Annotated in this window: 26 protein-coding genes and 1 pseudogene; 17 read left to right on the top strand and 10 right to left on the bottom strand. The window is 69.3% G+C overall.

The features are described 5' to 3' along the window. Window positions 1–119 precede the first annotated feature (119 nt). Window positions 120–1427 carry an MFS transporter gene (locus tag ACFWSK_RS02070; protein ID WP_383780649.1) on the top strand — a complete coding sequence of 436 codons (1308 nt, stop codon included), beginning with the start codon at window positions 120–122 and terminating at the stop codon, window positions 1425–1427. Beyond that, a complete protein-coding gene (locus ACFWSK_RS02075) occupies window positions 1424–2455 on the top strand; it encodes a TolB family protein (protein WP_383780651.1) in 1032 nt (343 codons plus the stop codon). Before ACFWSK_RS02070 ends, ACFWSK_RS02075 begins: the two co-directional genes overlap by 4 nt. A gap of 34 nt (window positions 2456–2489) precedes the next feature. On the opposite strand, the gene ACFWSK_RS02080 is transcribed toward ACFWSK_RS02075, so the two are convergent. Together ACFWSK_RS02080 and katG are read right to left on the bottom strand one after the other, a co-directional pair. Further along, the gene (locus tag ACFWSK_RS02080) at window positions 2490–3095 is read right to left on the bottom strand and encodes an SMI1/KNR4 family protein (protein ID WP_383780654.1); all 606 of its coding nucleotides are present in this window, start codon (window positions 3093–3095) and stop codon (window positions 2490–2492) included. 192 nt (window positions 3096–3287) lie between these two features. Then, window positions 3288–5519: a catalase/peroxidase HPI gene (gene katG, locus ACFWSK_RS02085; protein WP_383780656.1), complete on the bottom strand. Its 2232-nt coding sequence runs from the start codon at window positions 5517–5519 to the stop codon at window positions 3288–3290. Window positions 5520–5821: 302 nt separating this feature from the next. Between katG and ACFWSK_RS02090 the strand changes: the two genes are divergently transcribed. Then, window positions 5822–6238: a Fur family transcriptional regulator gene (locus ACFWSK_RS02090; protein WP_383780660.1), complete on the top strand. Its 417-nt coding sequence runs from the start codon at window positions 5822–5824 to the stop codon at window positions 6236–6238. Here the strand turns inward: ACFWSK_RS02090 and ACFWSK_RS02095 are convergent. Next, on the bottom strand, window positions 6198–6674 hold the full coding sequence (locus tag ACFWSK_RS02095; RefSeq protein WP_383780663.1) for a hypothetical protein: 477 nt from the start codon (window positions 6672–6674) through the stop codon (window positions 6198–6200). The genes ACFWSK_RS02090 and ACFWSK_RS02095 overlap by 41 nt on opposite strands. A gap of 210 nt (window positions 6675–6884) precedes the next feature. Here ACFWSK_RS02095 and ACFWSK_RS02100 point away from each other — a divergent pair, with 210 nt between their 5' ends. The 10 genes from ACFWSK_RS02100 to ACFWSK_RS02145 all read left to right on the top strand — a co-directional run bounded on the left by ACFWSK_RS02100 (window position 6885) and on the right by ACFWSK_RS02145 (window position 11828). Continuing rightward, complete coding sequence (locus tag ACFWSK_RS02100) at window positions 6885–7184, top strand: gas vesicle protein (RefSeq protein ID WP_383780666.1); 300 nt, start codon at window positions 6885–6887, stop codon at window positions 7182–7184. 78 nt (window positions 7185–7262) lie between these two features. Beyond that, on the top strand, window positions 7263–7703 hold the full coding sequence (locus ACFWSK_RS02105; RefSeq protein WP_383780668.1) for a gas vesicle structural protein GvpA: 441 nt from the start codon (window positions 7263–7265) through the stop codon (window positions 7701–7703). A 3-nt stretch (window positions 7704–7706) separates the two neighbouring features. Continuing rightward, complete coding sequence (locus ACFWSK_RS02110; protein WP_383780671.1) at window positions 7707–8420, top strand: GvpL/GvpF family gas vesicle protein; 714 nt, start codon at window positions 7707–7709, stop codon at window positions 8418–8420. A gap of 25 nt (window positions 8421–8445) precedes the next feature. Continuing rightward, window positions 8446–8703 (top strand): gas vesicle protein GvpG, encoded by a 258-nt coding sequence (locus tag ACFWSK_RS02115; RefSeq protein ID WP_383780674.1) that lies wholly within the window; start codon window positions 8446–8448, stop codon window positions 8701–8703. A gap of 41 nt (window positions 8704–8744) precedes the next feature. Beyond that, window positions 8745–9314: a hypothetical protein gene (locus ACFWSK_RS02120; protein ID WP_383780677.1), complete on the top strand. Its 570-nt coding sequence runs from the start codon at window positions 8745–8747 to the stop codon at window positions 9312–9314. Window positions 9315–9353: 39 nt separating this feature from the next. Continuing rightward, window positions 9354–9791, top strand: coding sequence for a gas vesicle protein (locus ACFWSK_RS02125; RefSeq protein ID WP_383780680.1), 438 nt, complete (start codon window positions 9354–9356; stop codon window positions 9789–9791). Next, on the top strand, window positions 9788–10681 hold the full coding sequence (locus tag ACFWSK_RS02130) for a GvpL/GvpF family gas vesicle protein (protein WP_383780683.1): 894 nt from the start codon (window positions 9788–9790) through the stop codon (window positions 10679–10681). Before ACFWSK_RS02125 ends, ACFWSK_RS02130 begins: the two co-directional genes overlap by 4 nt. After that, window positions 10678–10986, top strand: coding sequence for a gas vesicle protein (locus ACFWSK_RS02135; RefSeq protein WP_383780686.1), 309 nt, complete (start codon window positions 10678–10680; stop codon window positions 10984–10986). The genes ACFWSK_RS02130 and ACFWSK_RS02135 overlap by 4 nt, the downstream gene beginning before the upstream one ends. Window positions 10987–11006: 20 nt before the next feature. Continuing rightward, complete coding sequence (locus ACFWSK_RS02140; RefSeq protein WP_383780807.1) at window positions 11007–11321, top strand: gas vesicle protein K; 315 nt, start codon at window positions 11007–11009, stop codon at window positions 11319–11321. A gap of 69 nt (window positions 11322–11390) precedes the next feature. Beyond that, window positions 11391–11828 (top strand): hypothetical protein, encoded by a 438-nt coding sequence (locus ACFWSK_RS02145; RefSeq protein ID WP_383780688.1) that lies wholly within the window; start codon window positions 11391–11393, stop codon window positions 11826–11828. 113 nt (window positions 11829–11941) lie between these two features. On the opposite strand, the gene ACFWSK_RS02150 is transcribed toward ACFWSK_RS02145, so the two are convergent. Further along, on the bottom strand, window positions 11942–12091 hold the full coding sequence (locus tag ACFWSK_RS02150) for a hypothetical protein (protein WP_383780690.1): 150 nt from the start codon (window positions 12089–12091) through the stop codon (window positions 11942–11944). Between the two features lie 478 nt (window positions 12092–12569). On the opposite strand from ACFWSK_RS02150, the gene ACFWSK_RS02155 reads away from it, so the two are divergent. Beyond that, window positions 12570–13829 (top strand): MFS transporter, encoded by a 1260-nt coding sequence (locus ACFWSK_RS02155; protein WP_383780692.1) that lies wholly within the window; start codon window positions 12570–12572, stop codon window positions 13827–13829. A 109-nt stretch (window positions 13830–13938) separates the two neighbouring features. Here ACFWSK_RS02155 and ACFWSK_RS02160 read toward each other — a convergent pair whose 3' ends face one another. Beyond that, window positions 13939–14544, bottom strand: a complete 606-nt coding sequence (locus ACFWSK_RS02160; RefSeq protein WP_383780696.1) for a TetR/AcrR family transcriptional regulator — start codon at window positions 14542–14544, stop codon at window positions 13939–13941. Window positions 14545–14688: 144 nt separating this feature from the next. Here ACFWSK_RS02160 and ACFWSK_RS02165 point away from each other — a divergent pair, with 144 nt between their 5' ends. From ACFWSK_RS02165 to ACFWSK_RS02175, 3 genes are all read left to right on the top strand, one after another. Then, window positions 14689–16254, top strand: a complete 1566-nt coding sequence (locus ACFWSK_RS02165) for an AMP-binding protein (protein ID WP_383780698.1) — start codon at window positions 14689–14691, stop codon at window positions 16252–16254. Window positions 16255–16339: 85 nt separating this feature from the next. Then, entirely contained in the window at window positions 16340–17536 is a 1197-nt protein-coding gene (locus tag ACFWSK_RS02170; RefSeq protein WP_383780701.1) for an acyl-CoA dehydrogenase family protein, read from the top strand. Between the two features lie 45 nt (window positions 17537–17581). Further along, window positions 17582–18742, top strand: coding sequence for a CaiB/BaiF CoA transferase family protein (locus tag ACFWSK_RS02175; RefSeq protein ID WP_383780705.1), 1161 nt, complete (start codon window positions 17582–17584; stop codon window positions 18740–18742). A gap of 16 nt (window positions 18743–18758) precedes the next feature. On the opposite strand, the pseudogene ACFWSK_RS02180 reads toward ACFWSK_RS02175, so the two are convergent. From ACFWSK_RS02180 to ACFWSK_RS02200, 5 genes and pseudogenes are all read right to left on the bottom strand, one after another. Beyond that, window positions 18759–19364: pseudogene (locus ACFWSK_RS02180) on the bottom strand (CocE/NonD family hydrolase C-terminal non-catalytic domain-containing protein); the annotation flags it as partial. Between the two features lie 46 nt (window positions 19365–19410). Beyond that, window positions 19411–19863: a DUF6098 family protein gene (locus tag ACFWSK_RS02185; RefSeq protein WP_383780707.1), complete on the bottom strand. Its 453-nt coding sequence runs from the start codon at window positions 19861–19863 to the stop codon at window positions 19411–19413. A gap of 179 nt (window positions 19864–20042) precedes the next feature. Next, window positions 20043–21506 (bottom strand): GH1 family beta-glucosidase, encoded by a 1464-nt coding sequence (locus ACFWSK_RS02190; RefSeq protein WP_383780709.1) that lies wholly within the window; start codon window positions 21504–21506, stop codon window positions 20043–20045. Between the two features lie 69 nt (window positions 21507–21575). Continuing rightward, complete coding sequence (locus ACFWSK_RS02195; RefSeq protein WP_383780712.1) at window positions 21576–22505, bottom strand: carbohydrate ABC transporter permease; 930 nt, start codon at window positions 22503–22505, stop codon at window positions 21576–21578. Next, a complete protein-coding gene (locus tag ACFWSK_RS02200; protein WP_383780715.1) occupies window positions 22502–23545 on the bottom strand; it encodes a carbohydrate ABC transporter permease in 1044 nt (347 codons plus the stop codon). Before ACFWSK_RS02200 ends, ACFWSK_RS02195 begins: the two co-directional genes overlap by 4 nt. Window positions 23546–23647: the final 102 nt, after the last annotated feature.

Here is a 23647-nt window from a genome sequence, read left to right on the forward strand (position 1 = left end):
ACACCGTCCCTCGTGGTCCGGCTGCCGTGCTCCGGCGGCCGGCCACGTCCGGCGAACGAAGCAGCCCGGAGCGCCGGTCGTGCAGCCGGAGCTCCGGGCACCGCGTACCAGGAGCGTGTATGTACCTCGCCGTCGGCAGAGGCCGTCCACCGGACGGCCCAGCCCCCACCCGGATCCCACCACCCGCACGGCCCGCCGGCCGAAGGCGCCTCACCGGAACGGTCGTCGCGCTCGGCGCCGTCAGCCTCGTCACCGACATCTCGTCCGAGATGGTCACCGCCGTACTGCCCCTCTACCTCGTCCTGGGCCTGGGGCTCAGCCCCCTCCAGTTCGGCTTCCTGGACGGCCTGTACAATGGCGTCACCGCATTCGTCCGACTCGCCGGCGGCCACGCCGCCGACCGCTGGCAGCGGCACAGGCTCGTCGCCGGAACCGGCTACGCGCTCTCCACCGTCTGCAAGCTCGGCCTGCTGCTGGCGGGCAGCTCCACCCCCGCCCTGTCCGCCGCCCTCGCGGCCGACCGGGTCGGCAAAGGTGTGCGAACCGCGCCGCGCGACGCCCTGATCTCGTTGAACTGCGACGAGCGGGACCTCGGCCGGGCCTTCGGTGTGCACCGGGCGATGGACACCACGGGCGCCATGCTCGGACCGCTCGTCGCCTTCGCCATCCTGTGGGCGACCGTCGACGCCTACGACGCCGTGTTCGTCGTCAGCTTCTGCTTCGGTCTGCTGGGCGTGCTGATCCTGTTCGCGTGCGTCCCCGGCCGCGCGGCCGCACCGGCGCGCGCCCCGGGCGCGGCCGCGGCCCCGCTCAGGGAGACCCTGCGGCTGTTCCACGTCCCCGCCTTCCGCCGGATCCTCATCACGGCCACCATGCTCGGCCTGGCCGGCGTGGGTGACGGATTCCTGTACCTGGTCCTGCAGAAGCGCCTCGGACTCGACGTGGAGTACTTCCCGTTGCTGCCGCTCGGCAGCGCCGGCGTCTACCTCCTGCTCGCCGTACCCCTGGGCCGGGCCGCCGACCGGATCGGGCGCCGCGTCCCGTACCTGCTGGGACACGTCGCGCTGCTCGGCGTGTACCTCGCCCTCTTCTCGCCGGTGGCGGGATGGCCGCTCACCGTCCTGGTGCTCGTACTGCACGGCGCGTTCTACGCGGCGACCGACGGAGTCCTGATGGCTCTCGGCGGACCGGTCGTGCCCGCGGACCGGCGCGCGGGCGGGATGGCGCTCCTGCAGACCGGCCAGGGAGTGGGCAGGCTGCTGGCGTCCGTCCTGTTCGGAGCCGTCTGGACGGTGTGGGGCATGGATACCGCCCTCGTCCTGGCCGCCGCGGCTCTCGGCATCCTCCTGATCCTCGCCCGCGTACTGCTGCCGGCCGCGCCCTCGCCCGCCGGCTCCACACCCGTCACCGCCCCGGAGCCCTCATGACCCTGCCCCCTCTCTCCCTGCGCGCGCGGATCACCGCGCTCATGGCGGCCACCGCCGTACTGGCGGCCGTCGCCGTCGGCTACACGGTGCAGGCGGCCGACGGCGAAGGCCGGACGTCGGCGTCCTCCGGTGCTCAGGGCCTCACACTCGACAACGCGCCCGGCCTGTACCACGGTTCGCGGAAGGACGGCGTGCTGTCGACGCCGTACAGCCCCTCCGCAACACAGGCGGCCCACAGGGCGCAGAGCAAGAAGACCGGTCTGTCCTGCCACCGTTTCTACGCGAGCGGGCGGACGGCCGTCTGCATCGCGAACCATCCGGGTCTCTCACAGAAGACGAAGGTGACGGTCCTCGACCGCAGGCTGGAAACCCGCGAGTCCGTCGTGGTCGGTGGCATTCCCAACCGCGCACGGGTCTCCCCGTCGGGCCGGATGGTCGCGTGGACGCTGTTCGTCAGCGGAGACTCGTACGCCTCGTCGTCGTTCTCGACGCGCAGCGGCATCCTCGACACCCGGACCGGCTACCTGATCAAGAACGTGGAGACCCTCCAGCTGTACATCGAGGGCCGGCGATACCACGCCCCGGACGTGAACTACTGGGGCATCACCTTCGCGGACGACGACAACCGCTTCTACGCGACGGTGGCCACCAAGGGGAAGACCTACCTCGTCGAGGGCGACATGAAGTCGTGGAAGGCCCGCACGCTCCGCCAGAACGCCGAGTGCCCCTCCCTGTCGCCGGACGGCACCCGCATCGCCTTCAAGAAGCGCGTCCGCAAGGGCACCCAGGACCCGTGGCGGCTCCACGTCCTGGACCTGAGAACGATGAGGGAGACCCCACTGGCGGAGACCCGAAGCGTCGACGACCAGGCGGCGTGGCTGGACGACTCGACCCTCGCGTACGCCCTCCCCGGCCGGACGAAGGGCACCTCGGACATCTGGACCGTCCCCGCGGACGCCTCACCCACGGAACCGGCCCTCCTGATGAGCGATGCCTCGTCGCCTTCCCTGGTCCCGGGAACCATGTGACCAGGGTGGTGCGAGCGGGAATCCTCCCCGCCGGTCAGTCGCCGAACATCCCGGCGTACGGGTCCGGCTCGCCGGTCCGCGGGTCCAGGCCGGCCTTCAGCAGGCGCTGATACTCCCGCTGGTTCAGGAAGACCGCCGGGTGCCTGCCCCAGAGGGACACGTCGCTCAGGGGACAGTCGGGGAAGTCCGCTCGCAGCACGCGTACGAGGAACTCAACCATCCCGCACTCGTAGCGGCTCCACAGGTTGCCGTCCCTGCTGCGCACCAGGACGGGCCATGCCTCGGGATCGTCCCCCGAGGCGTCCCAGCACAGGATGTCGGAGCTGCAGTCCAGTCCCCACGCGATCAGCTCGGGGCGCGTGTTCACGAGATCGGCCGACTTCGGTTCCCGGGCCCAGGCGTTCTCGGCGTTCACCGTCTCCATGAGCATGTTGTCAGGGCCCGGCTCGACCCCTCGGGGTTCGGGTTCGAGGACGCTCAGGCAGTTGTCGATCGTCCCGGCGCCGTACACCGTGATGAAGTGCCGGAAGTCGGAGGGGAACTGCTTCCCCCATGACTCGCGCATCCGTTCCCAGTCGACCGACGTGTCGCTTGCGGCCGTGGGCGGCATGAGCCGCAGCAGTGTGTCCCGTGCCGTCATCTCATCGACTGCTTCCTCGTCCCGGGCCGTGCGCGTGCGCAGGAGCCGTCGGCCCCGGGCGAACGCTACCCGGGCGACTCCGGCATCCCCGGCGACTTGCTGAGACGCACGTGCGCTCGACAGGGGGGCGCGCGGTGTACGGCGTTGCGGGGCCGGTCCGGGCCGGCCGACGGGCTGGCCCGGACGCCACCGTCAGCTCAGGTCGAACCGGTCGAGGTTCATGACCTTGTCCCACGCGGACACGAAGTCCTTCACGAACTTCTCCCTGGCGTCATCGCTCGCGTAGACCTCCGCGACCGCGCGCAGCTCGGAGTTCGAGCCGAACACCAGGTCGGCACGGCTGCCGGTCCACTTGACCTCGCCCGTGGCGGAGTCGCGGGCCTCGAAGGTGTTCGCGTCCTCCGACGTCGCCTGCCACGCCGTGCCCAGGTCCAGCAGGTTGACGAAGAAGTCGTTGGTCAGGTGCCCGGGGGTCGTGGTGAGGACGCCGAGCGGCGAGCCCGCGTAGTTCGCGCCCAGGACGCGGAGGCCACCGACGAGGACCGTCAGTTCGGGAGCGCTCAGGTTGAGCAGATTCGCCTTGTCGATCAGCAGATACTCGGCAGGCAGGCGGTTGCCCTTGCCGAGGTAGTTGCGGAACCCGTCGGCGGTCGGCTCGAGCGCGGCGAACGACTCCACGTCGGTCTGCTCCTGGGACGCGTCCACTCGGCCCGGTGTGAAGGGGACCTCGACATCGAAGCCGGCGTCCCTGGCGGCCTGCTCGACGCCGGCAGCGCCGGCGAGCACGATCAGGTCGGCGAGCGAGATCTGCTTGCTACCGGTCCGGGCGCTGTTGAACGTCTCCCGGATTCCCTCCAGGGTGCGCAGCACCGTTGCCAGCTCGTCGGGGTTGTTGACCTCCCACCCGCTCTGCGGCTGGAGACGGATGCGCGCACCGTTGGCGCCACCGCGCTTGTCGCTGCCGCGGAAGGACGAGGCCGAAGCCCACGCGGTCGACACCAGCTGGGAGACCGACAGGTCCGATGCGAGGATCTCGCTCTTGAGGGAGGCGATGTCCTCGGCGCCGACCAGTTCGTGCGTCACCGCCGGCAGGGGGTCCTGCCACAGCAGCGTCTCACTGGGAACCTCCGGGCCGAGGTAGCGCGCTACTGGGCCCATGTCGCGGTGGGTCAGCTTGAACCACGCCCGTGCGAACGCGTCCGCGAACGCGTCCGGGTTCTCCAGGAAGCGTCGCGAGATCTGCTCGTACGCCGGGTCGACGCGGAGCGAGAGGTCCGTGGTCAGCATCGTCGGGACGTGACTCTTCGAGGCGTCGTGGGCGTCGGGCACCGTACCCGCTCCGCCGCCGTCCTTCGGCCGCCACTGGTGCGCACCGGCAGGGCTCTTGTAGAGCTCCCACTCGTAGCCGAACAGGATCTCGAAGAAGCTGTTGTCCCACGTGATGGGGGTGTTCGTCCAGATGCCTTCGAGGCCACTGGTGATCGCGTCACCGCCCTTGCCGGTGCCGAAGGAATTGCGCCAGCCGAGGCCCTGCTCCTCGATCGTGGCGGCCTCGGGGTCGGCGCCGACGCTCTCCGCCGGTCCGGCACCGTGCGTCTTGCCGAAGGTGTGGCCGCCCGCGATGAGGGCGACGGTCTCCTCGTCGTTCATCGCCATCCGGCGGAAGGTCTCGCGGATGTCGCGGGCCGCGGCCAGCGGGTCCGGGTTGCCGTTCGGGCCTTCCGGGTTGACGTAGATGAGGCCCATCTGGACCGCGCCGAGAGGGTTCTCCAGCTCGCGGTCGCCGGTGTAGCGCTCGTCGCCGAGCCAGGTGGTCTCGGGACCCCAGTACACGTCCTCGTCGGGCTCCCACACGTCGGCGCGGCCACCGGCGAAGCCGAACGTCTCGAAGCCCATCGACTCCAGGGCGACGTTGCCGGTGAGGATCATGAGGTCGGCCCACGAGATGTTCTTGCCGTACTTCTTCTTGACCGGCCACAGCAGACGGCGGGCCTTGTCGAGGTTTCCGTTGTCCGGCCAGCTGTTGAGGGGCGCGAAGCGCTGCTGCCCGGCACCGGCACCGCCGCGGCCGTCGCTGATGCGGTACGTACCCGCGCTGTGCCACGCCATCCGGATCATGAGCGGGCCGTAGTGGCCGAAGTCGGCGGGCCACCAGTCCTGCGAGGTCGTCAGCACCTCCGCGATGTCCCGCTTCACGGCCGGGAGGTCGAGGGACTTGAACGCCTCGGCGTAGTCGAAGTCCTCACCGAGGGGGTTGGCCACGGCGGGGTTCTTGGCCAGGATCTTCAGATTGAGCCGCTCCGGCCACCACTGACGGTTTCCGCCGCCCTGGGTCGGGTGCGGGGCACGCCCGTGCGCGACCGGGCAGCCGCCCTCGCCCTCCGTTTTCGCGTCGGTGACGATTGCATCGTGGTTCTCAGACATGGGAATCCTTCCGGACGGGGCGGATCACATTGCTCAGGAACTGCGGGCGGTGGCACAGCCGAGGACGGGCCCCGGTGGAGGGAGAGGTGACCCACGCGATCACGCGCCCCGGAAGCGATCGCCCCGACGTCGTGGTGGCCACTGTCCTCTTCCTGTCCCTTGGCTATTGCCATAACCGATCCTACGATGGACAGAATCCAAGTCAAGAAGTGAACCAAGCCTTTCCCCCTTGGACGCTGGATGTGCGGATGCGTGCCCGTCAACTCGGGCGTATCACACCAAACCAGAATAGGTGAACCGATATGAGCGGCCTGCTGGAGCGACTGCGAGGGCGTGGCTGGCGTATGACCTCTCAGCGGCGTGTCGTTGCGGAGGTACTCGACGGCGACCATGTGCATCTCACCGCGGACGAGGTGCACGCCCGTGCCGTGCGGCGGCTGCCGGAGATCTCCCGGGCGACTGTCTACAACGCCCTGGGCGAGCTGGTCGCCCTCGGCGAGGTGGTGGAGTTCTCCACCGACGGTCGCGCGAAGCGTTACGACCCCAACGCGCACCAGCCGCACCAGCACTTGGTGTGCTCCGGCTGCGGCATCATCCGCGATGTCCATCCGGCCGGCGACCCGCTGGCGGGCCTCCCGACGGAAGAGCGGTTCGGCTTCACGGTCTCCAAGGCCGATGTCACCTATCGCGGGCTGTGCCCGTCGTGCGGCCCTCGGTAACGGCGCCCCGGGAGAGCTGACGGCCGGGGCTGCGCTCGTCGCCCCGGCCGGTCACCGGCCCCCCCGCTCGGAAGAGGGCCAGCAGTTCCTGGGCCGGCGCGCTGTGGGCGTCGAAGAACTGCGTGGCCAGTGCGGGTGGCACAGCCGATCCCTGCATGCGGATCTCGTGACAGCTGAAGCAGAACGCCGCCTCGAACAGGACCAGGTCCAGGGAGAGTTCGTACGCCCGGATGCTCCAGCCCGGCGAGAAGCCGCAGCGGTGCCGCCGGCCGTCCGGCAGGCTCTCGATGAGGTTCATGGCACCGGTGATCTCGTTCCCGGTCCAGTGGGCGACCGTCCTGCCCGGATACGGGGCGCCCTGCTCGGCCGGCAGGGCGGAAATCCTTACGACCTCGATCAGTGCGGTGTCGGCCACGGCTTCGACGGGGAACTTCATGGGCGCAGTCTGCCCCGCCGGTCCGGCGGGGCAGTAATGGGGGCAGTGCCCCAGGAGCCCTGTACGAGAAGGCGCCGACGCCGAACCAGGTGCCTGTGCCTGACCGAATTCACGAGAGTCATGCATACGTTCGGAAGTGTCGGGCACGCGAATGTCAGCCAGGAACAGCGGCCGGAGCGCAACCGATCTGCGAGCTATACAGGCGGGAACATGAACGCGACTGACGACGAACAGGGCAAGGAATCCGGAAAGCGTATCGACATCGCCACGGCAATGCGCCGGGCATCCGCTCAGCTCTCGGAGCTTCTGCGCTGCGAACCGGACTCTGTTTCGGCGGTGAAGGCTTCCGAGGACGGCTGGTCGGCCGACGTGGAAGTCGTCGAGATGGAGAAGGTTCCGGACACGATGAGCGTGATGGCCACGTACCACGTCGCTCTCGATGCCGAGGGCCGGCTCCTCGCCTACGAAAAGACACGGCGCTACGCCCGGGGCCAGATCGACCGCCGGTGACGGCTCTGCCGCCATCGGCCCACTCCGGGAACACCGCGCGTATGCATCAACGGATGCGTCACCGGAAGGAGTTTCACCATGACACTCGTTCAACAGAGCAGCGCCACCTCGAGCGGAGGCGGCTCGGGAAATCTCTACGATGTGCTGGAACTCATTCTCGACCGAGGTCTCGTGATCGACGCGTTCGTGCGCGTCTCCCTCGTCGGGATCGAAATACTCAAGATCGACGTCCGTGTGGTCGTCGCCAGCGTGGACACGTATCTGCGCTTTGCCGAGGCGTGCAACCGGCTCGACCTGGAATCCGGGCGTAAGGCGCCGAGTCAGCTCACCGACATCGTCGGCGAGGTGACCGAAAGCGGAGCCAAGGGGAAGTCGAAAGGCGCCCTGACCGGAGCCGTCGAGGCATTCACGGATTCCCTGCAGAGCAAGCGCGAGGAGTCCGGGGAAGAGCCCCGGAAGCGACCGGCGCGCAAGTCCGCCACGTCCAGCCGCACGTCATCCCAGCGACGCGAGGAGTAGAAGGTGTCGACCTACGTATACGCCATTACCGGCGCCGACCACCCCCTGCGCCTGGACGACCTCCACGGCGTGGGCGAACCCCCGTCGCCTCTGCGGACGGTCACGGCCGACGGCGTCGCCGCGGTCGTCAGCGACGCCCCCGACGGACTGAGGGCCAAGCGCCGTGACGTGATGGCCCACGAAGGCGTCCTCGAGGCGTTGATGGCGGACGGGGCCACGCTGCCGATGCGCTTCGGTCTGCTCGGCCCGGACGACGTCCGGGTGGCCGAGGTGCTGGAGCGGGAAGGAGACGCGTACCGCGCGCGTCTGGCGGAACTGGACGGACACGTCGAGTACAACCTCAAGGCCGCCCGCGAAGAACAGGACCTGTTGCGCGAGATCATGGCGCGGTCCGAGCAGGTCAGGCAGCTGAACGAGCGGGCGCGCTCGGGGCCGGGCGGCCACGACGAGCTGATCGCGCTGGGAGAACTGGTCGCGCGCAGCGTGGCCGAACGCGGCAGCGAGCAGGCCGAGGAGACCATGCAGGCCCTGCTTCCCGTCGCCGCGCGTGTCTCCCGCAGCGAGCCCGGTGGGAGCCACTTCCTCAACGTGTCCTTCCTCGTCCCCGCGGAGTCCGCGGACGCCTTCGTCCGCGCCGTGCAGGACGAGGCGGACCGGCGGGGCGACGCCTACACCTTCACGCTGACCGGGCCTCTGCCGCCGTACAGCTTCGTTTGACCAGCACGGAAGGGAGGTGCGGGCCATGGGGCTCGTCACCGGCATTCTGACCCTCCCGTTGGCTCCGCTCCGCGGCACCACCTGGGTTCTCGACCAGGTGCTGCTCGCCGCGGAACGCGAGCACTACGATCCCGAGCCCGTACGCAGAGCGCTGGCGGCGCTCGTGGACGATCTGGCGAACGGCCGTGTGGACGCGGAGGAGTTCGACCGGCGGGAGGACGAGTTGCTGGACCGTCTCGACGAGATCGAGGCATACCAGCGGCGACTGAGCGACGGTTCATGACCAACCAGTGATCGACCGAAGGGGAACGAGGTGCACCGGTGATGTCGAGGAACGCCACGACGGCCGCCGCGTTGGCCGGGGGCTATCTGCTGGGACGGACGAAGAAGGCCAAGCTGGCCCTCGGCGTGGGGATCATCCTCGCCGGCCGCAGGCTGGACCTCACCCCCCTGCGGACCGGGACGCTGTCGGCCGCCTCATCGGTGACCGGTTCCCCGGACGGCCAGGTGATCAAGGAGCTGGTGGAGGCCACCAAGTCGGCCGCGGCCCATGCGCTCACGCAGCGCGCGATCGGCCTCGCAGGCTCCCTGCACCGGCGGATGGAGGGCCGCGGCCGAGCGGAGGAATTCGATGAGGCCGGGGACGGTGCCGACGACGAGTACATCGATGAATACGCCGACGAGTACGTCGGCGAACGTGCCGACGAACCCGTCGACGAATACGTCGACGAGGAGGAGGAGCCGGGCGGCGAGATGGCCGACGAGGCGGATGACGAGTCCGCCGACGACGTATCGGACCTCGGCGACGACGACGACGACGCCGACGACGACGACGAGGTGGAGCACAGGCCCGCCGCCCGTTCCCGGCGCCGCAGCACCTCCGGCGGCAGCTGACCGAGAGAACGAGCAAGCACACAGAACAGGGGCCCCAACGTGTCCGATTCATTCGCAGGACGCCTGCCGGCATCGCCACACGCCGCCCTGTCGCACGACGGCCAGGGCTCCTCCGCGAACCTCGCGGACATCCTGGAGCGCGTGCTCGACAGCGGCATCGTGATCGCCGGCGACATCAAGATCAACCTCCTCGACATCGAGCTGTTGACCATCAAGCTCCGTCTGCTGGTCGCTTCGGTCGACAAGGCGAAGGAGATGGGCATCGACTGGTGGGAACACGATCCGTCGCTCTCCTCCCGGGCCAGCCCCTCCCGGCCGGTCGACGACAACCCGCCTGCCGGCCGGGAGGAGCTCCTGGCCGAGGAGAACGAGCGTCTGCGCGGTGAGCTCGACCGCCTGCGGTCCGCGGCCGTGCCCGCCGGGGAGACGCCGGACCAGGTCGGGATCGCCGGTGAGCGGAAGGAGCACGAGAGGTGAGCACACAAGACCGCACGGGCGGCGTGGTGGACATGGATGGCCCGGTGCCGGATTCCGACGGGTTGGCGAAGGCGTCGGCCGGGGCACAGACGATGTACGTGTACGCCGTCGGTCGGGACGACCCCACGTTCCGCCGTTCCCTCAGCACCTTGACCGGAGTGGATGGCCACAGCGTGCGGCCGGTCGGCGCCGGCGGGCTCCTCGCGCTGGTGTCGTCCGTACCGTCGGACGTCTTCGACGAGGCAGCACTGCGCACCCAGATGGAGGACCTGACCCGGCTCGAAGCGATCGCCCGCGCCCACCACACCGTGGTCGACACCGCGTTCACCGAGACGGTCGTGCTTCCCCTGCGGCTGGCAACGGTCTACCTCGACGAGAGCCGGGTGACCGCCATGCTGACCGAACACCGCGCCCGCTTCACGGAACTGCTGGCGTGGCTCGACGGACACGTCGAACTGGGAGTGAAGGTCTATGCCGACCCCGATGCGATGACAGCGGACCCCGCCGGTCCGGTGCGGTCGGCCGCACCGAGCTCTCCGGTGAGCCCGGGGCGGGCCTATCTGCAACAGCGCAGACAACGGAGGCGCAGCACCGAGGACCTCTACCGGACCGCCGGGGACATCGCCGTCGATGCGACGAAGGTGGCCCAGGGGCTCGCGAGGGCGGGGGTTACGCACCGTCCTCAACAGGGCGAGCTGTCCGACCGGCCCGGGGTCAACCTCACCAACCAGGCGTACCTGGTGCCCGCGGGGGAGGTGGACCGGTTCCGCGAACACGTCGGCGCCGTGGGGCGGAACGTCCCGGGGGTGCACGTCGAGGTGACCGGTCCGTGGGCTCCCTACTCCTTCGCGGCCCCGGATGTGGGCAGGGACGAGGGCACACCGGGATGAGTACACCCCTGCCGGACGACGGCTTCCACGATCCCGATCGTCTCCCCGGACCGCCGGTAGCTCTCATCGACCTGCTGGACCGCCTGCTGACCGGGGGAGCGGTCCTGACCGGGGACCTGGTCCTGTCCATCGCGGACGTCGACCTCGTCCACATCAATCTGCGCGCAGTCATCCGGTCGATCACCGGGGACGAACCCGCGCCCTGGGCGACGACGCCCGGCGGCGACGGGGCCGTGCCACGGGCCGTGCCGGCCACGGGCGACGAACTGCACGCGAACCACGGCGCAGGGAGGTTCCCACGATGAAGGAGTCGGCCCTCACGGGTATGCAGGATTTCGACGAGCGCGTCACGGCGGGCGGTGGTCTGGCCCGAAGGCTGGCCACGGACCCCGAGACGGTGGAGCGCGACCTGATGAAACTCGTCCTCACCATCGTGGAGTTGCTGCGTCAGCTGATGGAACGCACGGCCGTTCACCGGGTCGACCAGGGAGACCTCCGTGAGGACGAGGAGGAGCGCATCGGTATGACGCTGATGATCCTCCACGAACGCATGGAAGAGCTGTGCCGGAGGTACGACCTTTCGATGGACGACCTGAATCTCGATCTGGGCCCCTTGGGGTCGCTGCTTCCCCGTGAGTGAAGCGGCATCTGAGAGGACTCGGCAAACAATTGCTGTTTCACCCGAGAGGGAGAGGCAAGGAGGAATGTCATGACTGCAGAAAGCGGAAACGCCAGGAATTCCAGCGCCACGAACGCCAAGAAGACGACGGCCAAGCGCGCGGCAACCACAACCAAGTCGGCCGGGGCGAAGGCCACGACGACGGCGGCGAACGGCGCCGAGCGCGCGTCACAGGACACGGAGAAGGCCGCGTCGAACGGGGTACGGTCCGCCGGTGGTGCCACCAAGCGGGTCGGCCGCGCGGCGGCGAACGGTCTGCAGAGCGGGCAGCAGGCCGTGACGGCGAACGCCGCCAAGGCGGTCTCCGTGGCCACCACGGCCTGGACGGTCGTCAAGCACAGGAAGGCGGTCGTGACCGGAGCGGCCGCGGGCGTCGCCGGCGTGGCCGGTGCCGCCTTCGCCATCGGCCGTTCGACGGCGAAGCCGCCGGTCGGACCGCTGACCCGGCTCGCGCGCGGACGGATCTGAGAAGGGACACGGATCCCGTTTCTCTCTCCCCCGCACGTCACTCGTCGTCCGCCCCCGCCCCGTATCCACGGGGCGGGGGCGGAGTGCGTGTGGGCCGGTTCAGGCGGAGAAGTTCAGAAGGCGACATGACCTGTGAGGGCGCCCGTGTGGGGCGGATGGTTGACCTGGGCGCCGCCGAACGCGGTTCCCGCCAGTGTCCGGCAATGTAGCTGGAGGCCGTGGCGCTGGTCGAGCAGCCCTTGATGCGCCGGCGTCGCTGCCACGAGGCCGAGGTAGGACTTGGCCGCCGGAGCGTTGAAGTGTGCCGTGTGGGGCCGGGTGCAGTTCACGGGAAGCGGACGCGCCCCGCCATGCGCGCCGGCTGGGCAGCAGCTCGCGGCCCGAGGCGGTAAAGCGGCGGACCCAGACGGGGTTCGTGTAACCGCGGGACCAGTTCAGATCGCGCACAGGGGCTGTCTCAGGCATGAGTAACTCCCGAATGGGTGTTGGTCGAGTCGATCGTTAACGTACATGTTGTCTGAGGCTTGAGCCAGAGCCCTGTCGGTCGCGTCCCACGTGCTGTGCACCCTTCCTGCCCTGCACGTGCGCATCGGCCCTGTGTTGCGCCGCTGTAACCATTGACCGCAAGGTTTCACGCGGCTACGTTGCCGGACGAACGAAGCGTTAACAGACGCTCTGTTCAATTTGATCTACGGCTGCCGAGGTACGAATCCTCGGTCCCGCCCGTGAGTGAGCGCTGCGGTGATCGTTGTGTTCATGATCATCAACTTCGCGGACAAGTCCGTTCTCGGGCTCGCGGCAGTCCCGATCATGGAAGAGCTGGACATCAGCAACAGCACCTACGGCTTGATCTCGAGTTCGTTCTCGATCCTGTTCAGCGTGTCGGGGCTGGTCGTCGGCTTCTTCTCGTCCCGGATCTCCAGCCGGGTCCTGCTGTTCACCATGTGCATGGTCTGGGCGTTCGCCCAGCTGCCGGTGCTGGTCTTCGCGGCCGTGCCCACTCTGATCGCGGGGCGGGTGCTGCTCGGCGCGGCCGAAGGTCCGGCGACGTCCATGTCGATGCACGCCCTGTACAAGTGGTTCCCGGCCGACCGGCGCGGTCTGCCCTCGGCCCTGCAGATCAGCGGTGCCGCGCTCGGCACCCTGATCGCGGCCCCGGTGGTCACCTGGCTGATCACGGATTTCGGGTGGCGCTCGGCATTCGCCGGCCTCGCGGGCGCCAGCCTGGTGTGGAGCGCCGTCTGGTGGCGCGTGGGGCATGACGGCCCGTACGGTCAGACACCCCGCGGCGGTGTCGCGACGGGGGAGCGGCGTGGCATCAGGGTGCCCTATCGCAAGCTGCTGCTGAACGGCACGGTGGTGGGGAGTGTGGCCAGCGCGTTCGGCGCCTCATGGGCGATGGGCCTGAGCCACGCCTGGCTGCCTCCCTATCTCAGGACGGAGCTCGGCATGAGCCCGGCCTCCGCCGCGACGCTCATCAGTGCTGTGTCGGCCTTCAGTCTCGTCCTGTTGCTGGCGATATCGCCGCTGGTCGACGCGCTGACGAGGCGGGGTGTGTCCCTGCGCTGGTCGAGCGGGGCCCCGCAGGGCATCGTCGTCGCGGTCGCGAGCCTGGCCATGGCCGCGATTCCCTTCGTGCACGCGACGGCGCCCCGCTTCGTGCTCATCGGTGTGGCGTTCGGGGCCCACGCCATTGCCTTTCCCCTGCACTACATGACGGCGGCGGCGGTCGTTCCGACCGCTCAGCGGGGGGCGCTCTTCGGCGTCGTCGCCGCGACGGGGACGTTGCCGGGTCTCGTGGCGCCGTATCTCACCGGGCACCTTCTCGACAACGCGGCTTCGAGGAGCGCCGGTTACACCAGTACCTTCCTCATCGCCGCTGCGATCATGCTGACGGCCGGCCTGGTGGCACTGGTGTGCATTCGCCCCGAACGGGATGCCCGGCGGCTCGGCATCGGGCTGGACGGCCGGTCGTCGGCCGGCGCGAAGACCCTGGCCTGACGGGTCTGGGGCAACGGCCCCGGCGGGAAGGTCCTGATGTGGACGGACTGGAGTGAGGGCCCGGCGTGTGCTCCCGCCGGGGCCCTCTGCCGGCTCTGGCCCCGCGGGATTACGGGGAGGGGGCAGGGGTGCTGAATCCGCTGGCCCAGTAACGGCCGTGCAGTGCCAGATCGAGAAGCATGCGCACCACCTCCTCGGCGGGCATGGGCGGTGTTTCGTGCTCCGCCCACCACCGCAGGACGGCGACCTGCTCGCCGACCCAGACACGGGCGAGGAGTTCCGAGTCGATGCGCGGCGTGACGTCGTTGCGTTCGGCGCGCGCCTTGAACTCGCCCGCGGTGGCCTGCGCGCAGGTGTCCACGAACATCTGCAGCGGCTTGCCGTCCCCCTCGCCGCGCAGAACGATCCGGTACAGGTCCCGCTCGTCCCATGCGTGCCGCAGCATCTCCAGCAGCGGTTTGCCGGTGAAGCCCACGGCGCTGTCCGCGATCGTCGGACGCAGCCTCTCGCCCAGCTCCTCCAGGAGGTCCGAGGTCACGCGGGCGAACAGGTCCTCCTTGTCCCGGAAGTGGGCGTAGAAGGTGGCCCGGGCCACGTCGGCGCGCTCGGTGATGTCCTCCACGGTGAGGGCGGTGAAACCCCGTTCCAGTACCAGCTCCACGAGAGCCGCTCCCAGGGCCCGCCGTGTGCGTCTGATGCGCCTGTCCTCGGCCATCACGGCCCCTCCTCACGTCGACGTCCGGTTGCGGGCGACAGTCTAGGTCCTCTTGACAGCCTTGAAGATAACGAACACTCTGTTCGCTATCGCTCGTTCTGTAGTTTTACTTACGTGCTACCGGCCCCAGCTCTGGAGGCATCGATGAACCTCGGTACTTACCTCACCCGAAGCGCCCGGTACTGGCCCGGCGAAACCGCGCTCGTCTGCGGTGACCGTTCCTGGACCTACTCCCAACTCGGCATCGCGACAAGCAGGTTGGCGTCCGCCCTCATCTCCCGCGGAGTCAGGCCGGGGGACGCGGTCGCCTCTCTGGCATGGAACCGGGGCGAACTGGTGGAGGTGGAGTTCGCCCTGTACAAGGCCGGGCTCGTGCGCGCCCCGGTCAACGCCCGTCTCGGGCGCGGCGAGATCGAGCACATCCTGCAGTACGCACCTGTGCGCGTCCTCGTCTTCGACGAAGCGCACCGCGAGGACGCGCTCGCGGCCATCGCCGCCGCAGGAACGGACTGCTTGCCGGTCCTGCTCGACGATCAGGACACCGCGGAAGGCGAACTCCTCACGTACGAGGCACTGCTCGGCGAAGGTGACGAGGCCCCGGTGGAGGTGGACGTCGACGAGGACGCGCCGTGCGTCCTGAACTTCACCTCCGGTTCCACGGGAGCGCTGAAGGCGGCGGTGCAGAGCGTCGGCAACCGGCTCGCGAACATGCGTAAGCAGCTGATGAGCGACGAGTCACGCCCCCGCCCCGGAACCCGCTACCTGGCCTGTGGCCCGATCACACACGCCACCGGCATGGGGCTGCTCGCCGGAGTCTTCGGCGGCTCGACCACGTACGTGCTGCCCACCTGGAACGTCGAGGCGTTCCTGGACACGGTGGAGAAGGAACGCATCACGGCGACGTTCCTCGTGCCGGCCATGGTGAACACGGTGCTCGCACACCCGGGGGCGGCCGATCGGGACCTGTCCAGCCTGACCAGCGTGCGTGTCGGTGGCGCCCCCATCTCACCCCAACGACTCAAGGACGCCGTTGAGTTCTTCGGTCCGGTGGTCGCGCCGGGGTACGGACTCGGCGAGACGACCAGTGTCGTCGCGGGGCTCAGCAGCGAGGAAGTCGCCCGGGCCGCCGCATCGGATGCGGAGCTGTTGCAGTCCTGCGGCCGGGCGATGTACGACACCGAGATCCGCGTGGTCGACGAGGAGGGCCGGGCCCTGCCGCCACGCGGAGTCGGCGAGGTCATCGTTCGGGGCCCCGACTGCGTGCGCGCGTACTGGCAGGAGCCGGAGCTGTCGGCGGAGACCTTCCGGGACGGCTGGGTGCACACCGGCGACCTGGCATGGATGCGTGAGGACGGTTACCTCTTCCTCGTCGACCGCAAGAAGGACATGATCATCTCGGGTGGATTCAACATCTACTGCACCGAGGTCGAGGCCGCCCTCTACGAGCATCCGGCGGTCCAGGAAGTCTGTGTCGTCGGCATCCCCGACGAGAAGTGGGGCGAGGCGGTCAAGGCCGTCATCGTGCCCCGCCCCGGCAGCAGCCTCACCGCCGACGAGATGGCCGCGTTCTGCGCCGAGCGCCTCGACAGCTTCAAGAAGCCCCGCTCGGTGGACTTCGTCGCCGAACTGCCCCACAACCGGAACGGAAAGCTCGACCGGAAGGCCGTACGCGAGCCGTTCTGGGCGAACACCACCCGCCGCGTGAACTGAGCAGCTCCGCGACTGAACAACTCCGCGACAACTGATCACCATCGCCTGAACCGCACAACTGAGCCGGAACGAGGAACCACCCGCCGTGACCTTTTCCCTCCGCCCCACCTACGCCGACCCCCACCTGGCCGACCTCGTCGGCAGGCTGCGCGACTACCTCGAGGGCGAACTCGCCGACTACGAGAACGAGCGCGGGTTCACCCACGAGAGCCGCCTCACCCGCGCCGACCTCGAACCCGTCTGGCGCCGCAGCCGCGAACTGGGCTTCTACGGCATCCACCTCCCCGCGGAACACGGTGGCCAGGACCTGTCCTACACCGCTCTCGCCGCACTCAAGGAGGAGATCGGCGCGAGCGGACGGGTGCTGGGGCACAGCGTCCTCGGCGACATGGGCGGCCCGCTGCGAGCCGGTGACATCCTCCAGTACGCCACCGAGCAACAGCTGCGGAAGTACCTGCTGCCGCTCATCCGCGGGGAGCGCGCATGCTGCTTCTCCCTGACGGAGACCGACGCGGGCTCCGACGTACGCTCCATGCGCACCACGGCCGCGCGGGACGGCGAGGGATACCGGCTCAACGGACACAAGGTCTTCAGCTCCGCCGGCCCCTTCGCCGACTTCGCCATCGTCGTCGCCCGCATGGCGGGCACCGGCGAGGCCGAGGGGGACAAGCCCTCCTTCTCCGCGTTCCTCGTCGACCTGGACAGCCCCGGCTGCCGTGTCGACGCCGGCGCCACACCGATGTCGGGGGAGCACATCGAGAGCGACATCATCCTGGAGGACTGCTTCGTCCCGGCCGCCAACCTCCTGGGCGAGGAGGGCAAGGGCATGCGCATCGCGCTGGGCCGGGTCACCACCAACCGGCTCCTGCACTGCCCCACGGTCATCGGCGCGACCCGCAGGGCCCTCGACCTCACCCTGGAGCGCACCCGGCACCGCAAGGTCGCCGACGGGCAGCCCCTGCTCACGCTGCAGGCCATCCAGCACAAGGTCGCCGACATGGCCACCGAGCTCTACGCGGCCCGCTCCATGACCTACGCGGCACTCGCCGCACTCGACCAAGGTGCCGACGTGCGCACCGAGGCGTTCATGTGCAAGCTCTTCGTCGCCGAATCCGCCTTCCGCATCCTCGACGAGGCCGTGCAGATCCACGGCAAGGAGGGCCTCACGCAGGGCAACGAGATCGAGTTCCTCTTCCGGAAGATCCGCATGTTCCGGATTCTCACGGGGACCTCAGAGATTCAGCGCAACGGTATCGCCAGGGGCCTTGCCTTCCCCGCCTGATCCGGCCCTTTCCGCCCCCGTCACCCGTCGATCAGAGGTGAACCGATGAGCCCCCCTCAGCCGCCGGCGGCCCCCGCGTGGTCCGCACTGACCGGCAAGCGCGTCCTCGATCTGTCCCGGCTCCTGCCGGGCCCGTACGCAACGTCCATGCTCGCCGACCTCGGCGCCGATGTGATCAAGATCGAGGACCCGTCCGCAGGCGACCCCGTACGCATCGCACCCGACCTGTTCGCCGCACTCAACCGCAACAAGCGGTCCGTGACGCTCGACCTGCGCGACACGGGCGACCGGGACACGTTCCTGCGCCTGGCCCGCACCGCCGACGCCGTGGTGGAAAGCTACCGGCCCGGTGTGCTCGACAGCCTCGGCCTCGGCCACGACGTGCTGCGGGCAGTGAACCCGCGACTCGTCCTGTGCTCGCTCAGCGGCTACGGGCAGACAGGACCGTACGCCGGCAAGCCCGGCCACGAGCTCAACTTCCTCGGGCTCTCCGGATTCTTCGCCGTTCCGGGGCGCCTCGACGGTCACATCACCCGCCCCGGAGTCCGTATCGGTGACATGGCGGGGGCGATGCACGCGGCCCTTGCCCTGACAGCCGCCCTCACGGGCCATGCCGAGGGCCAGCACATCGATGTGTCCCTCAGCGAATCCATGACCGCCTGGTGCTCGCTCTTCGCCCTCCCTCTCATGGCCGTCGAGGACCCCCTGGATGCCGGTCTGGTCCAGGGCGACGACGACGCCTTCGAAACCGCCGACGGCCGTCTGCTGTCACTCGCCACCTTCGAGGACAAGTTCTGGCACCGCTTCCGTACCGAACTGGCCGACGACTTCCCGGCGCTCGACAACCCCGCCTACGACCGGCGCGCCCACCGGACAGCGGCCAAGCAGGAGGTGCACGACCTGCTGTGCGAGGTCTTCAGGGCCCGCGACTACCAGTGGTGGCAGCAGCGGCTCACCTCCTTCAACGCACCGTGGGCACCCGTGATCACCCGCCCCGCCGAACTTCTCGACGACCCGCAGGCCGTCGCCCGCGAGCTGTTCACCTCGCCGCCCCTGCGCGGCGGCGCCCCCCAGGCCCGGTTCCCCGTCACCTTCGGCGCCGGCCTGAGCGCCTTCCGTACCCCCGCACCCGGCCTGGGCGAGCACACCGAGGAGATCCTCGGCGAACTCGACGCGAACGAGGCCGCGATCGAGGCCACCCACTGACCGGATCGGGGGTCGCTCACAGCAGGTCCCGGGGCAGTGTCTCGTTCCAGGTACGGGAGAAGACGCGCCGCTCGCCCTCGTAGCCGTCGAGGGTGGCATCGATGAAAAACTCCGTCTCGCTGCACCGGGGTTCGGTCCGAGTCTCGACCCGCACGTCCCAGTCGTCCCGCTGGAAGCGCATCGTCCACGCCGATTCACCACCGACGGAGGTGAAGTCGTCGGCGGTGGCGGTGTAGCGCTCGTACGCACGGCAGCCCACGTCCATCCCGATGCCGTCGATGCGCACCGTGCCCCGGTCCTTCACGATCTCCAGCGCCGACTCGTACCCGATCAGGTCCCGCTTGACCTCCCAGCGCTGCTCAGGGGGGGGCAGCTGGGTGGTGGAGACGGGCGGGGCTCCCTCCGGTTCGCCGAAGGGGCTCTGCGGCAGCTCGTCCGGCTCGTCCACCGGCCGCACCGGCAGCGTCAGGGTGCTGGACCCTTCGTGCACACTCAGCAGGACGGGCCGGGGCGGGGGCCAGGCGAGGGGCCAGTACGACATCGAAAGGGAGAGCCGGATCCGGTGGCCGGGCGGAAAGACCTGCGCCACACCGTTCAACTCCACGGTGGCGTGAGTCCGGCGCGCCGTGCGACCGGGCCCGCCGCAGGCGTCGCCCAAGGCGTCCTGATCAGGCCGTGTCGTTGCGCAGCATCGGGCCCCACGGGCCCGGCTGGTGCGTGATGACCTCGCCGGCCTCGGCGATGGCGCGCGCGCCGATCCACCCCAGCGGCTCGACCTGGTGGACGAGAGGCTCGTTGTCCGGACCGCGTCCCGCCTCTGCGCCGTGCAGGACCCACGGCCGGGTCCGGGGGTCCCTGAGACGGGGGAGGTGGGAGTAGTCGTACAGGCGCCGCGCCACCCACGTCCGTACGGAGCGGTCGCCCCACCAGTCCTCGACGTCGAGTGCGTTCGCCGACAGCCCCGGCAGGGAAAGGCCGGTGAGGCCGTCCCTGCTGGACACGGCTTTGAGATCGGGCTCCGGACCGCGCGACCAGCGCACGTAAAGACCCTGGCGGCTCGCAACCATCTCGGCCAGAGCATCCAGGGTGTCCCACACGGGCATTGATTCTGAGCTGCTCATGACCCCTCGTCCGCAGCCTGTGCCGACCGTGTTGCATGAGTTCCCCGAAGCGGGCCCCGTTAACTGTCAAGGGCAGCGGTTACCCGAACAGGCGCATCCGCACGGGTCACGGCTCACGGCCGCCATCGGGTCCGCCCGAGAGGTGCGAGCCCCCGCGGTGGCGCACGCACCTCACTTGCTCAGTGGGCTCGGTCGGTGGCCGGCAGAGCGCCGGTACGGGCGACCTCGGCGTACCAGCGGGCGCTGGACTTGGGCGTACGGCGGCCGGTCGGGTAGTCCACGTACACCGCGCCGAAGCGCTTGCTGTAGCCGTAACCCCACTCGAAGTTGTCGAGCAGCGACCACAGGAAGTAGCCACGGACGTCCACACCGTCGGCGATCGCGCGGTGGACCGCGGCGAGGTGGGCGTGCAGATAGGCGATGCGGTCCGGGTCGTGGACGGCGCCTGCCGGGTCTACGTAGTCGTCGAACGCGGCGCCGTTCTCGGTGATGACCAGCGGGAGGGCGGGGAACTCGCGCTTCAGATCCCGCAGCAGGTCGTACAGGCCGCTCGCGTCGACGGCCCAGCCCATCGCCGTGGTGCTGCCCGGCGGGCGGTGGAAGGCGACCTGGCCGGCGCCGGGCCACGGGCTGTGCTCGCTGACGCCATGACCGTCGGAGTGGTGGGCGCCGTCACCCGTCGCGGCGGAGACCAGGGTCGGCGTGTAGTAGTTGACGCCGAGGAAGTCCAGCCGCTGCCGGATGTCCTCCGTGTCGCCGTCCCGGACGAACGACCAGTCCGTGAGGTGCGCGGTGTCCGCCAGTACGTCGGCCGGATAGGCGCCGTGGAGCATCGGACCCGTGAAGACCCGGTTGGCGACGCCGTCGATACGGCGGGCCGCGTCGACGTCCTCGGCGCTGTCGGTGAGCGACCGCACCTGATGGATGTTGAGTGTGACGGACATCTGGGCGTCGGAAGGCAGGACGGCACGCATGGCCTGCACGGCGAGGCCGTGGCCCAGATTGAGGTGGTGGGCCGCCCGCAGGGCGTCGACGGGATCGGTGCGCCCGGGGGCGTGCACGCCGGAACCGTAGCCGAGGAACGCGCTGCACCAGGGCTCGTTGAGCGTCGTCCAGGTCTTCACCCGGTCGCCGAGTGCTTCCGCGACGATGCCGGCGTACTCCGCGAAGCGTTCCGCCGTGGCGCGCTCGGGCCAGCCGCCGGCGTCCTCCAGCTCCTGCGGCAGATCCCAGTGGTACAGGGTCGCGACCGGCTGGATGTTCTTCTCCAGCAGACCGTCCGTCAGACGGCGGTAGAAGTCGAGCCCCTTCTGGACCGCGGGTCCGCGACCGGTGGGCTGTACGCGGGGCCACGAGACGGAGAACCGGTAGGCGCCCACGCCCAGATCGGACATGATCTGCACGTCCTCGGGCCAGCGGTGGTAGTGGTCCGTCGCGATGTCCCCGGTGTCGCCGTTGCGGACCTTGCCGGGGGTACGGGAGTAGGTGTCCCAGATGGACGGCGTCCGGCCGTCGGTGGCCGCGGCCCCCTCGATCTGGTACGCGGCGGTCGCCGTTCCCCACAGGAAGTCCGGCGGGAAGACGAGGGAGGGCGGGGCGGGCCGGGAAGCGGCGTGCGTGACGTGTGAGGTTGCGGTGACCACGTGAATCCTTACGGTGCGGAAAGGGGAGGAGGAAGAGGAGAGAGGGGAAGGAAGAAAGAGGGGGCCGACTCAGCCCTTGACGGCGCCCTGCATGATGCCGCCCACGATCTGGCGTCCGAACACGACGAACATCACGAGCAGCGGGAGGGTGCCGAGCAGGGCGCCCGCCATGATGAGCGACTGGTCGCGCACGTAACCGGCGCTGAGCTGGGTGAGGGCGACCGGCACGGTCGGGTTGTCCATGTTCAGCGCGATGAACGGCCAGAAGAAGTCGTTCCACGCGTGGACGAAAGTGATCATGAAGAGAACGGCCATCGCGGGCCGGGCGACAGGGAGCACGATGCTCCAGAAGATCCGCAGGGAGTGCGCGCCGTCCACCCGCGCGGCCTCGATGAGCTCGTCCGGCATCGCCTCCATGAGGTACTGCCGCATGAAGAACACACCGACGGCGCTGACCAGGGTGGGGAAGATGACGGCCGGCAGCCGCTGCCCCCAGCCCAGGTCGCTCATCATCATGAAGAGCGGCACCACGCCGAGCTGCGGCGGGATCATCATGGTGCCGATGACAAGGGTCAGCAGCGCGTTGCGGCCCGTGAACCGCAGTTTGGCGAAGGCGAACCCGGCCAGGGTCGCGAAGAGGACCGTCGCCACGGCGATGCTGCCCGCCACGATCAGGCTGTTGATCATCGCCTTGCCGAGGGCCGCTTCCGTCCAGGCCCGGCTCAGATTGGTGAACAGGTTCGGACCCGGCAGGAACGGCGGCGGTGTCTGCGTCACCCGCGTGTTGTCGGTCGAGGCCGCGACCATCGTCCAGTACAGCGGGAAGAGGGACATCAGCGCCACGAGCCCGAGCAGGACGTACGCCACCGGGCCCGCGTGGTGCTGGCGGCCCGCTTTCATCCTCAGGGACGGGAGCCGCGAGCCGCTGCGGAACGGGGCGACGGACGGCTTGCTCTTCGGGGGGTGCGGAGGCGCGCCCCGCAGGCTGTCGGTGGTCATCGCTTTCCGCTCCTGGTTCCCTGTGCGGTACGGGACCGGCTGGTCGCGCCCTTGATGAGGCGCTGGAGGACGAAGGCCAGGACGAGAATCAGGAACATGGCCCAGGCGATGGTCGAGGCCCGTCCCATCTGGTAGTTCTTCCAGCCTTCCTCGTACATCAGCAGCCCGAGGGTCTGGTACTGGTTGTCGGCTCCGCCGGAGATCCCGTTCGGCCCCTGCCCGAAGATCAGCGGCTCACCGAAGAGCTGCGTGGCGCCGATCGTCGACAGCACGATGGTGAACACGATCGTGGCGCGGATCCCGGGCACGGTCACCGAGAGGAACTGCTGCCAGCGCGAGGCCCCGTCGATCGCCGCCGCCTCGTAGCGGTCGCGCGGTATGGCCTGCATCGCCGCCAGGTACAGGAGGGCGTTGTAGCCGGTCCACCGCCAGATGACGATGGTGGAAATGGCGATCTGGGCAGGCCACTTGTCGCCCTCCCAGTCGATGTTCTCCACGCCGAACATCCCGAGGAACCAGTTGATCATCCCGAAATCGCGCTCGAACAGCATGGTGAACACCAGCGCGGCCGCACCGACGGATGTGGCGTACGGCGTCAGAGCGGCGACGCGGAAGAAAGTCGAGCCGCGCAGCGAGTAGTTGAGCAGATGGGCGATGCCGAGCGCCATCAGCAACTGGGGCACCGTGGAGATGACACCGATGGTGATGGTGTTGCCGAGCGCGTTCCAGAAGCGGTCGTCGGCCCACAGGGCGGTGTAGTTGCCGAAACCGCGCCACTCCATGAGGTCCATGGTGGCCAGTTCGACCTTGTGCAGCGAGATCCACGAGGTGTAGATCAGCGGGTAGAAGCTGAAAGCGCCGAAGACGAGGAAGAACGGGGCGACGAAACCGTAGGGTGCGCCCCGGAGGTCGAGCCGGTGCAACAGGTTACGTCGTCGCTGCTGGGGGCGGTCCTTGCCGCCAGGGGTACGGCCGGGGCCGGGCGGGGCGCCGGCTTCCGGCCCGCCGGGGCCGGCGGCCGGGGTGGTGGAGGTGACCACTGTGGCCTCCTTCCTGAGGAGGAGCTGCGAGGGATGGGACACGGCGAGGGCTGGCACGGACGGGGCTGTCGCCACGCCTGGACCCGACTGCCGACCGCTGAA

The sequence above is a fragment of the Streptomyces sp. NPDC058620 genome, from assembly GCF_042717135.1.
Lineage (GTDB): Bacteria > Actinomycetota > Actinomycetes > Streptomycetales > Streptomycetaceae > Streptomyces.

What these genes read in the sequence shown, in the direction of transcription:
- ACFWSK_RS02070 (WP_383780649.1), top strand. Translation starts at nt 120, where the DNA reads ATGTACCTCGCCGTCGGCAGAGGCCGTCCACCGGACGGCCCAGCCCCC.
- ACFWSK_RS02075 (WP_383780651.1), top strand. Translation starts at nt 1,424, where the DNA reads ATGACCCTGCCCCCTCTCTCCCTGCGCGCGCGGATCACCGCGCTCATG.
- ACFWSK_RS02080 (WP_383780654.1), bottom strand. Translation starts at nt 3,095, where the DNA reads ATGACGGCACGGGACACACTGCTGCGGCTCATGCCGCCCACGGCCGCA.
- katG (WP_383780656.1), bottom strand. Translation starts at nt 5,519, where the DNA reads ATGTCTGAGAACCACGATGCAATCGTCACCGACGCGAAAACGGAGGGC.
- ACFWSK_RS02090 (WP_383780660.1), top strand. Translation starts at nt 5,822, where the DNA reads ATGAGCGGCCTGCTGGAGCGACTGCGAGGGCGTGGCTGGCGTATGACC.
- ACFWSK_RS02095 (WP_383780663.1), bottom strand. Translation starts at nt 6,674, where the DNA reads ATGAAGTTCCCCGTCGAAGCCGTGGCCGACACCGCACTGATCGAGGTC.
- ACFWSK_RS02100 (WP_383780666.1), top strand. Translation starts at nt 6,885, where the DNA reads ATGAACGCGACTGACGACGAACAGGGCAAGGAATCCGGAAAGCGTATC.
- ACFWSK_RS02105 (WP_383780668.1), top strand. Translation starts at nt 7,263, where the DNA reads ATGACACTCGTTCAACAGAGCAGCGCCACCTCGAGCGGAGGCGGCTCG.
- ACFWSK_RS02115 (WP_383780674.1), top strand. Translation starts at nt 8,446, where the DNA reads ATGGGGCTCGTCACCGGCATTCTGACCCTCCCGTTGGCTCCGCTCCGC.
- ACFWSK_RS02120 (WP_383780677.1), top strand. Translation starts at nt 8,745, where the DNA reads ATGTCGAGGAACGCCACGACGGCCGCCGCGTTGGCCGGGGGCTATCTG.
- ACFWSK_RS02135 (WP_383780686.1), top strand. Translation starts at nt 10,678, where the DNA reads ATGAGTACACCCCTGCCGGACGACGGCTTCCACGATCCCGATCGTCTC.
- ACFWSK_RS02140 (WP_383780807.1), top strand. Translation starts at nt 11,007, where the DNA reads ATGCAGGATTTCGACGAGCGCGTCACGGCGGGCGGTGGTCTGGCCCGA.
- ACFWSK_RS02145 (WP_383780688.1), top strand. Translation starts at nt 11,391, where the DNA reads ATGACTGCAGAAAGCGGAAACGCCAGGAATTCCAGCGCCACGAACGCC.
- ACFWSK_RS02160 (WP_383780696.1), bottom strand. Translation starts at nt 14,544, where the DNA reads ATGGCCGAGGACAGGCGCATCAGACGCACACGGCGGGCCCTGGGAGCG.
- ACFWSK_RS02165 (WP_383780698.1), top strand. Translation starts at nt 14,689, where the DNA reads ATGAACCTCGGTACTTACCTCACCCGAAGCGCCCGGTACTGGCCCGGC.
- ACFWSK_RS02175 (WP_383780705.1), top strand. Translation starts at nt 17,582, where the DNA reads ATGAGCCCCCCTCAGCCGCCGGCGGCCCCCGCGTGGTCCGCACTGACC.
- ACFWSK_RS02185 (WP_383780707.1), bottom strand. Translation starts at nt 19,863, where the DNA reads ATGAGCAGCTCAGAATCAATGCCCGTGTGGGACACCCTGGATGCTCTG.
- ACFWSK_RS02195 (WP_383780712.1), bottom strand. Translation starts at nt 22,505, where the DNA reads ATGACCACCGACAGCCTGCGGGGCGCGCCTCCGCACCCCCCGAAGAGC.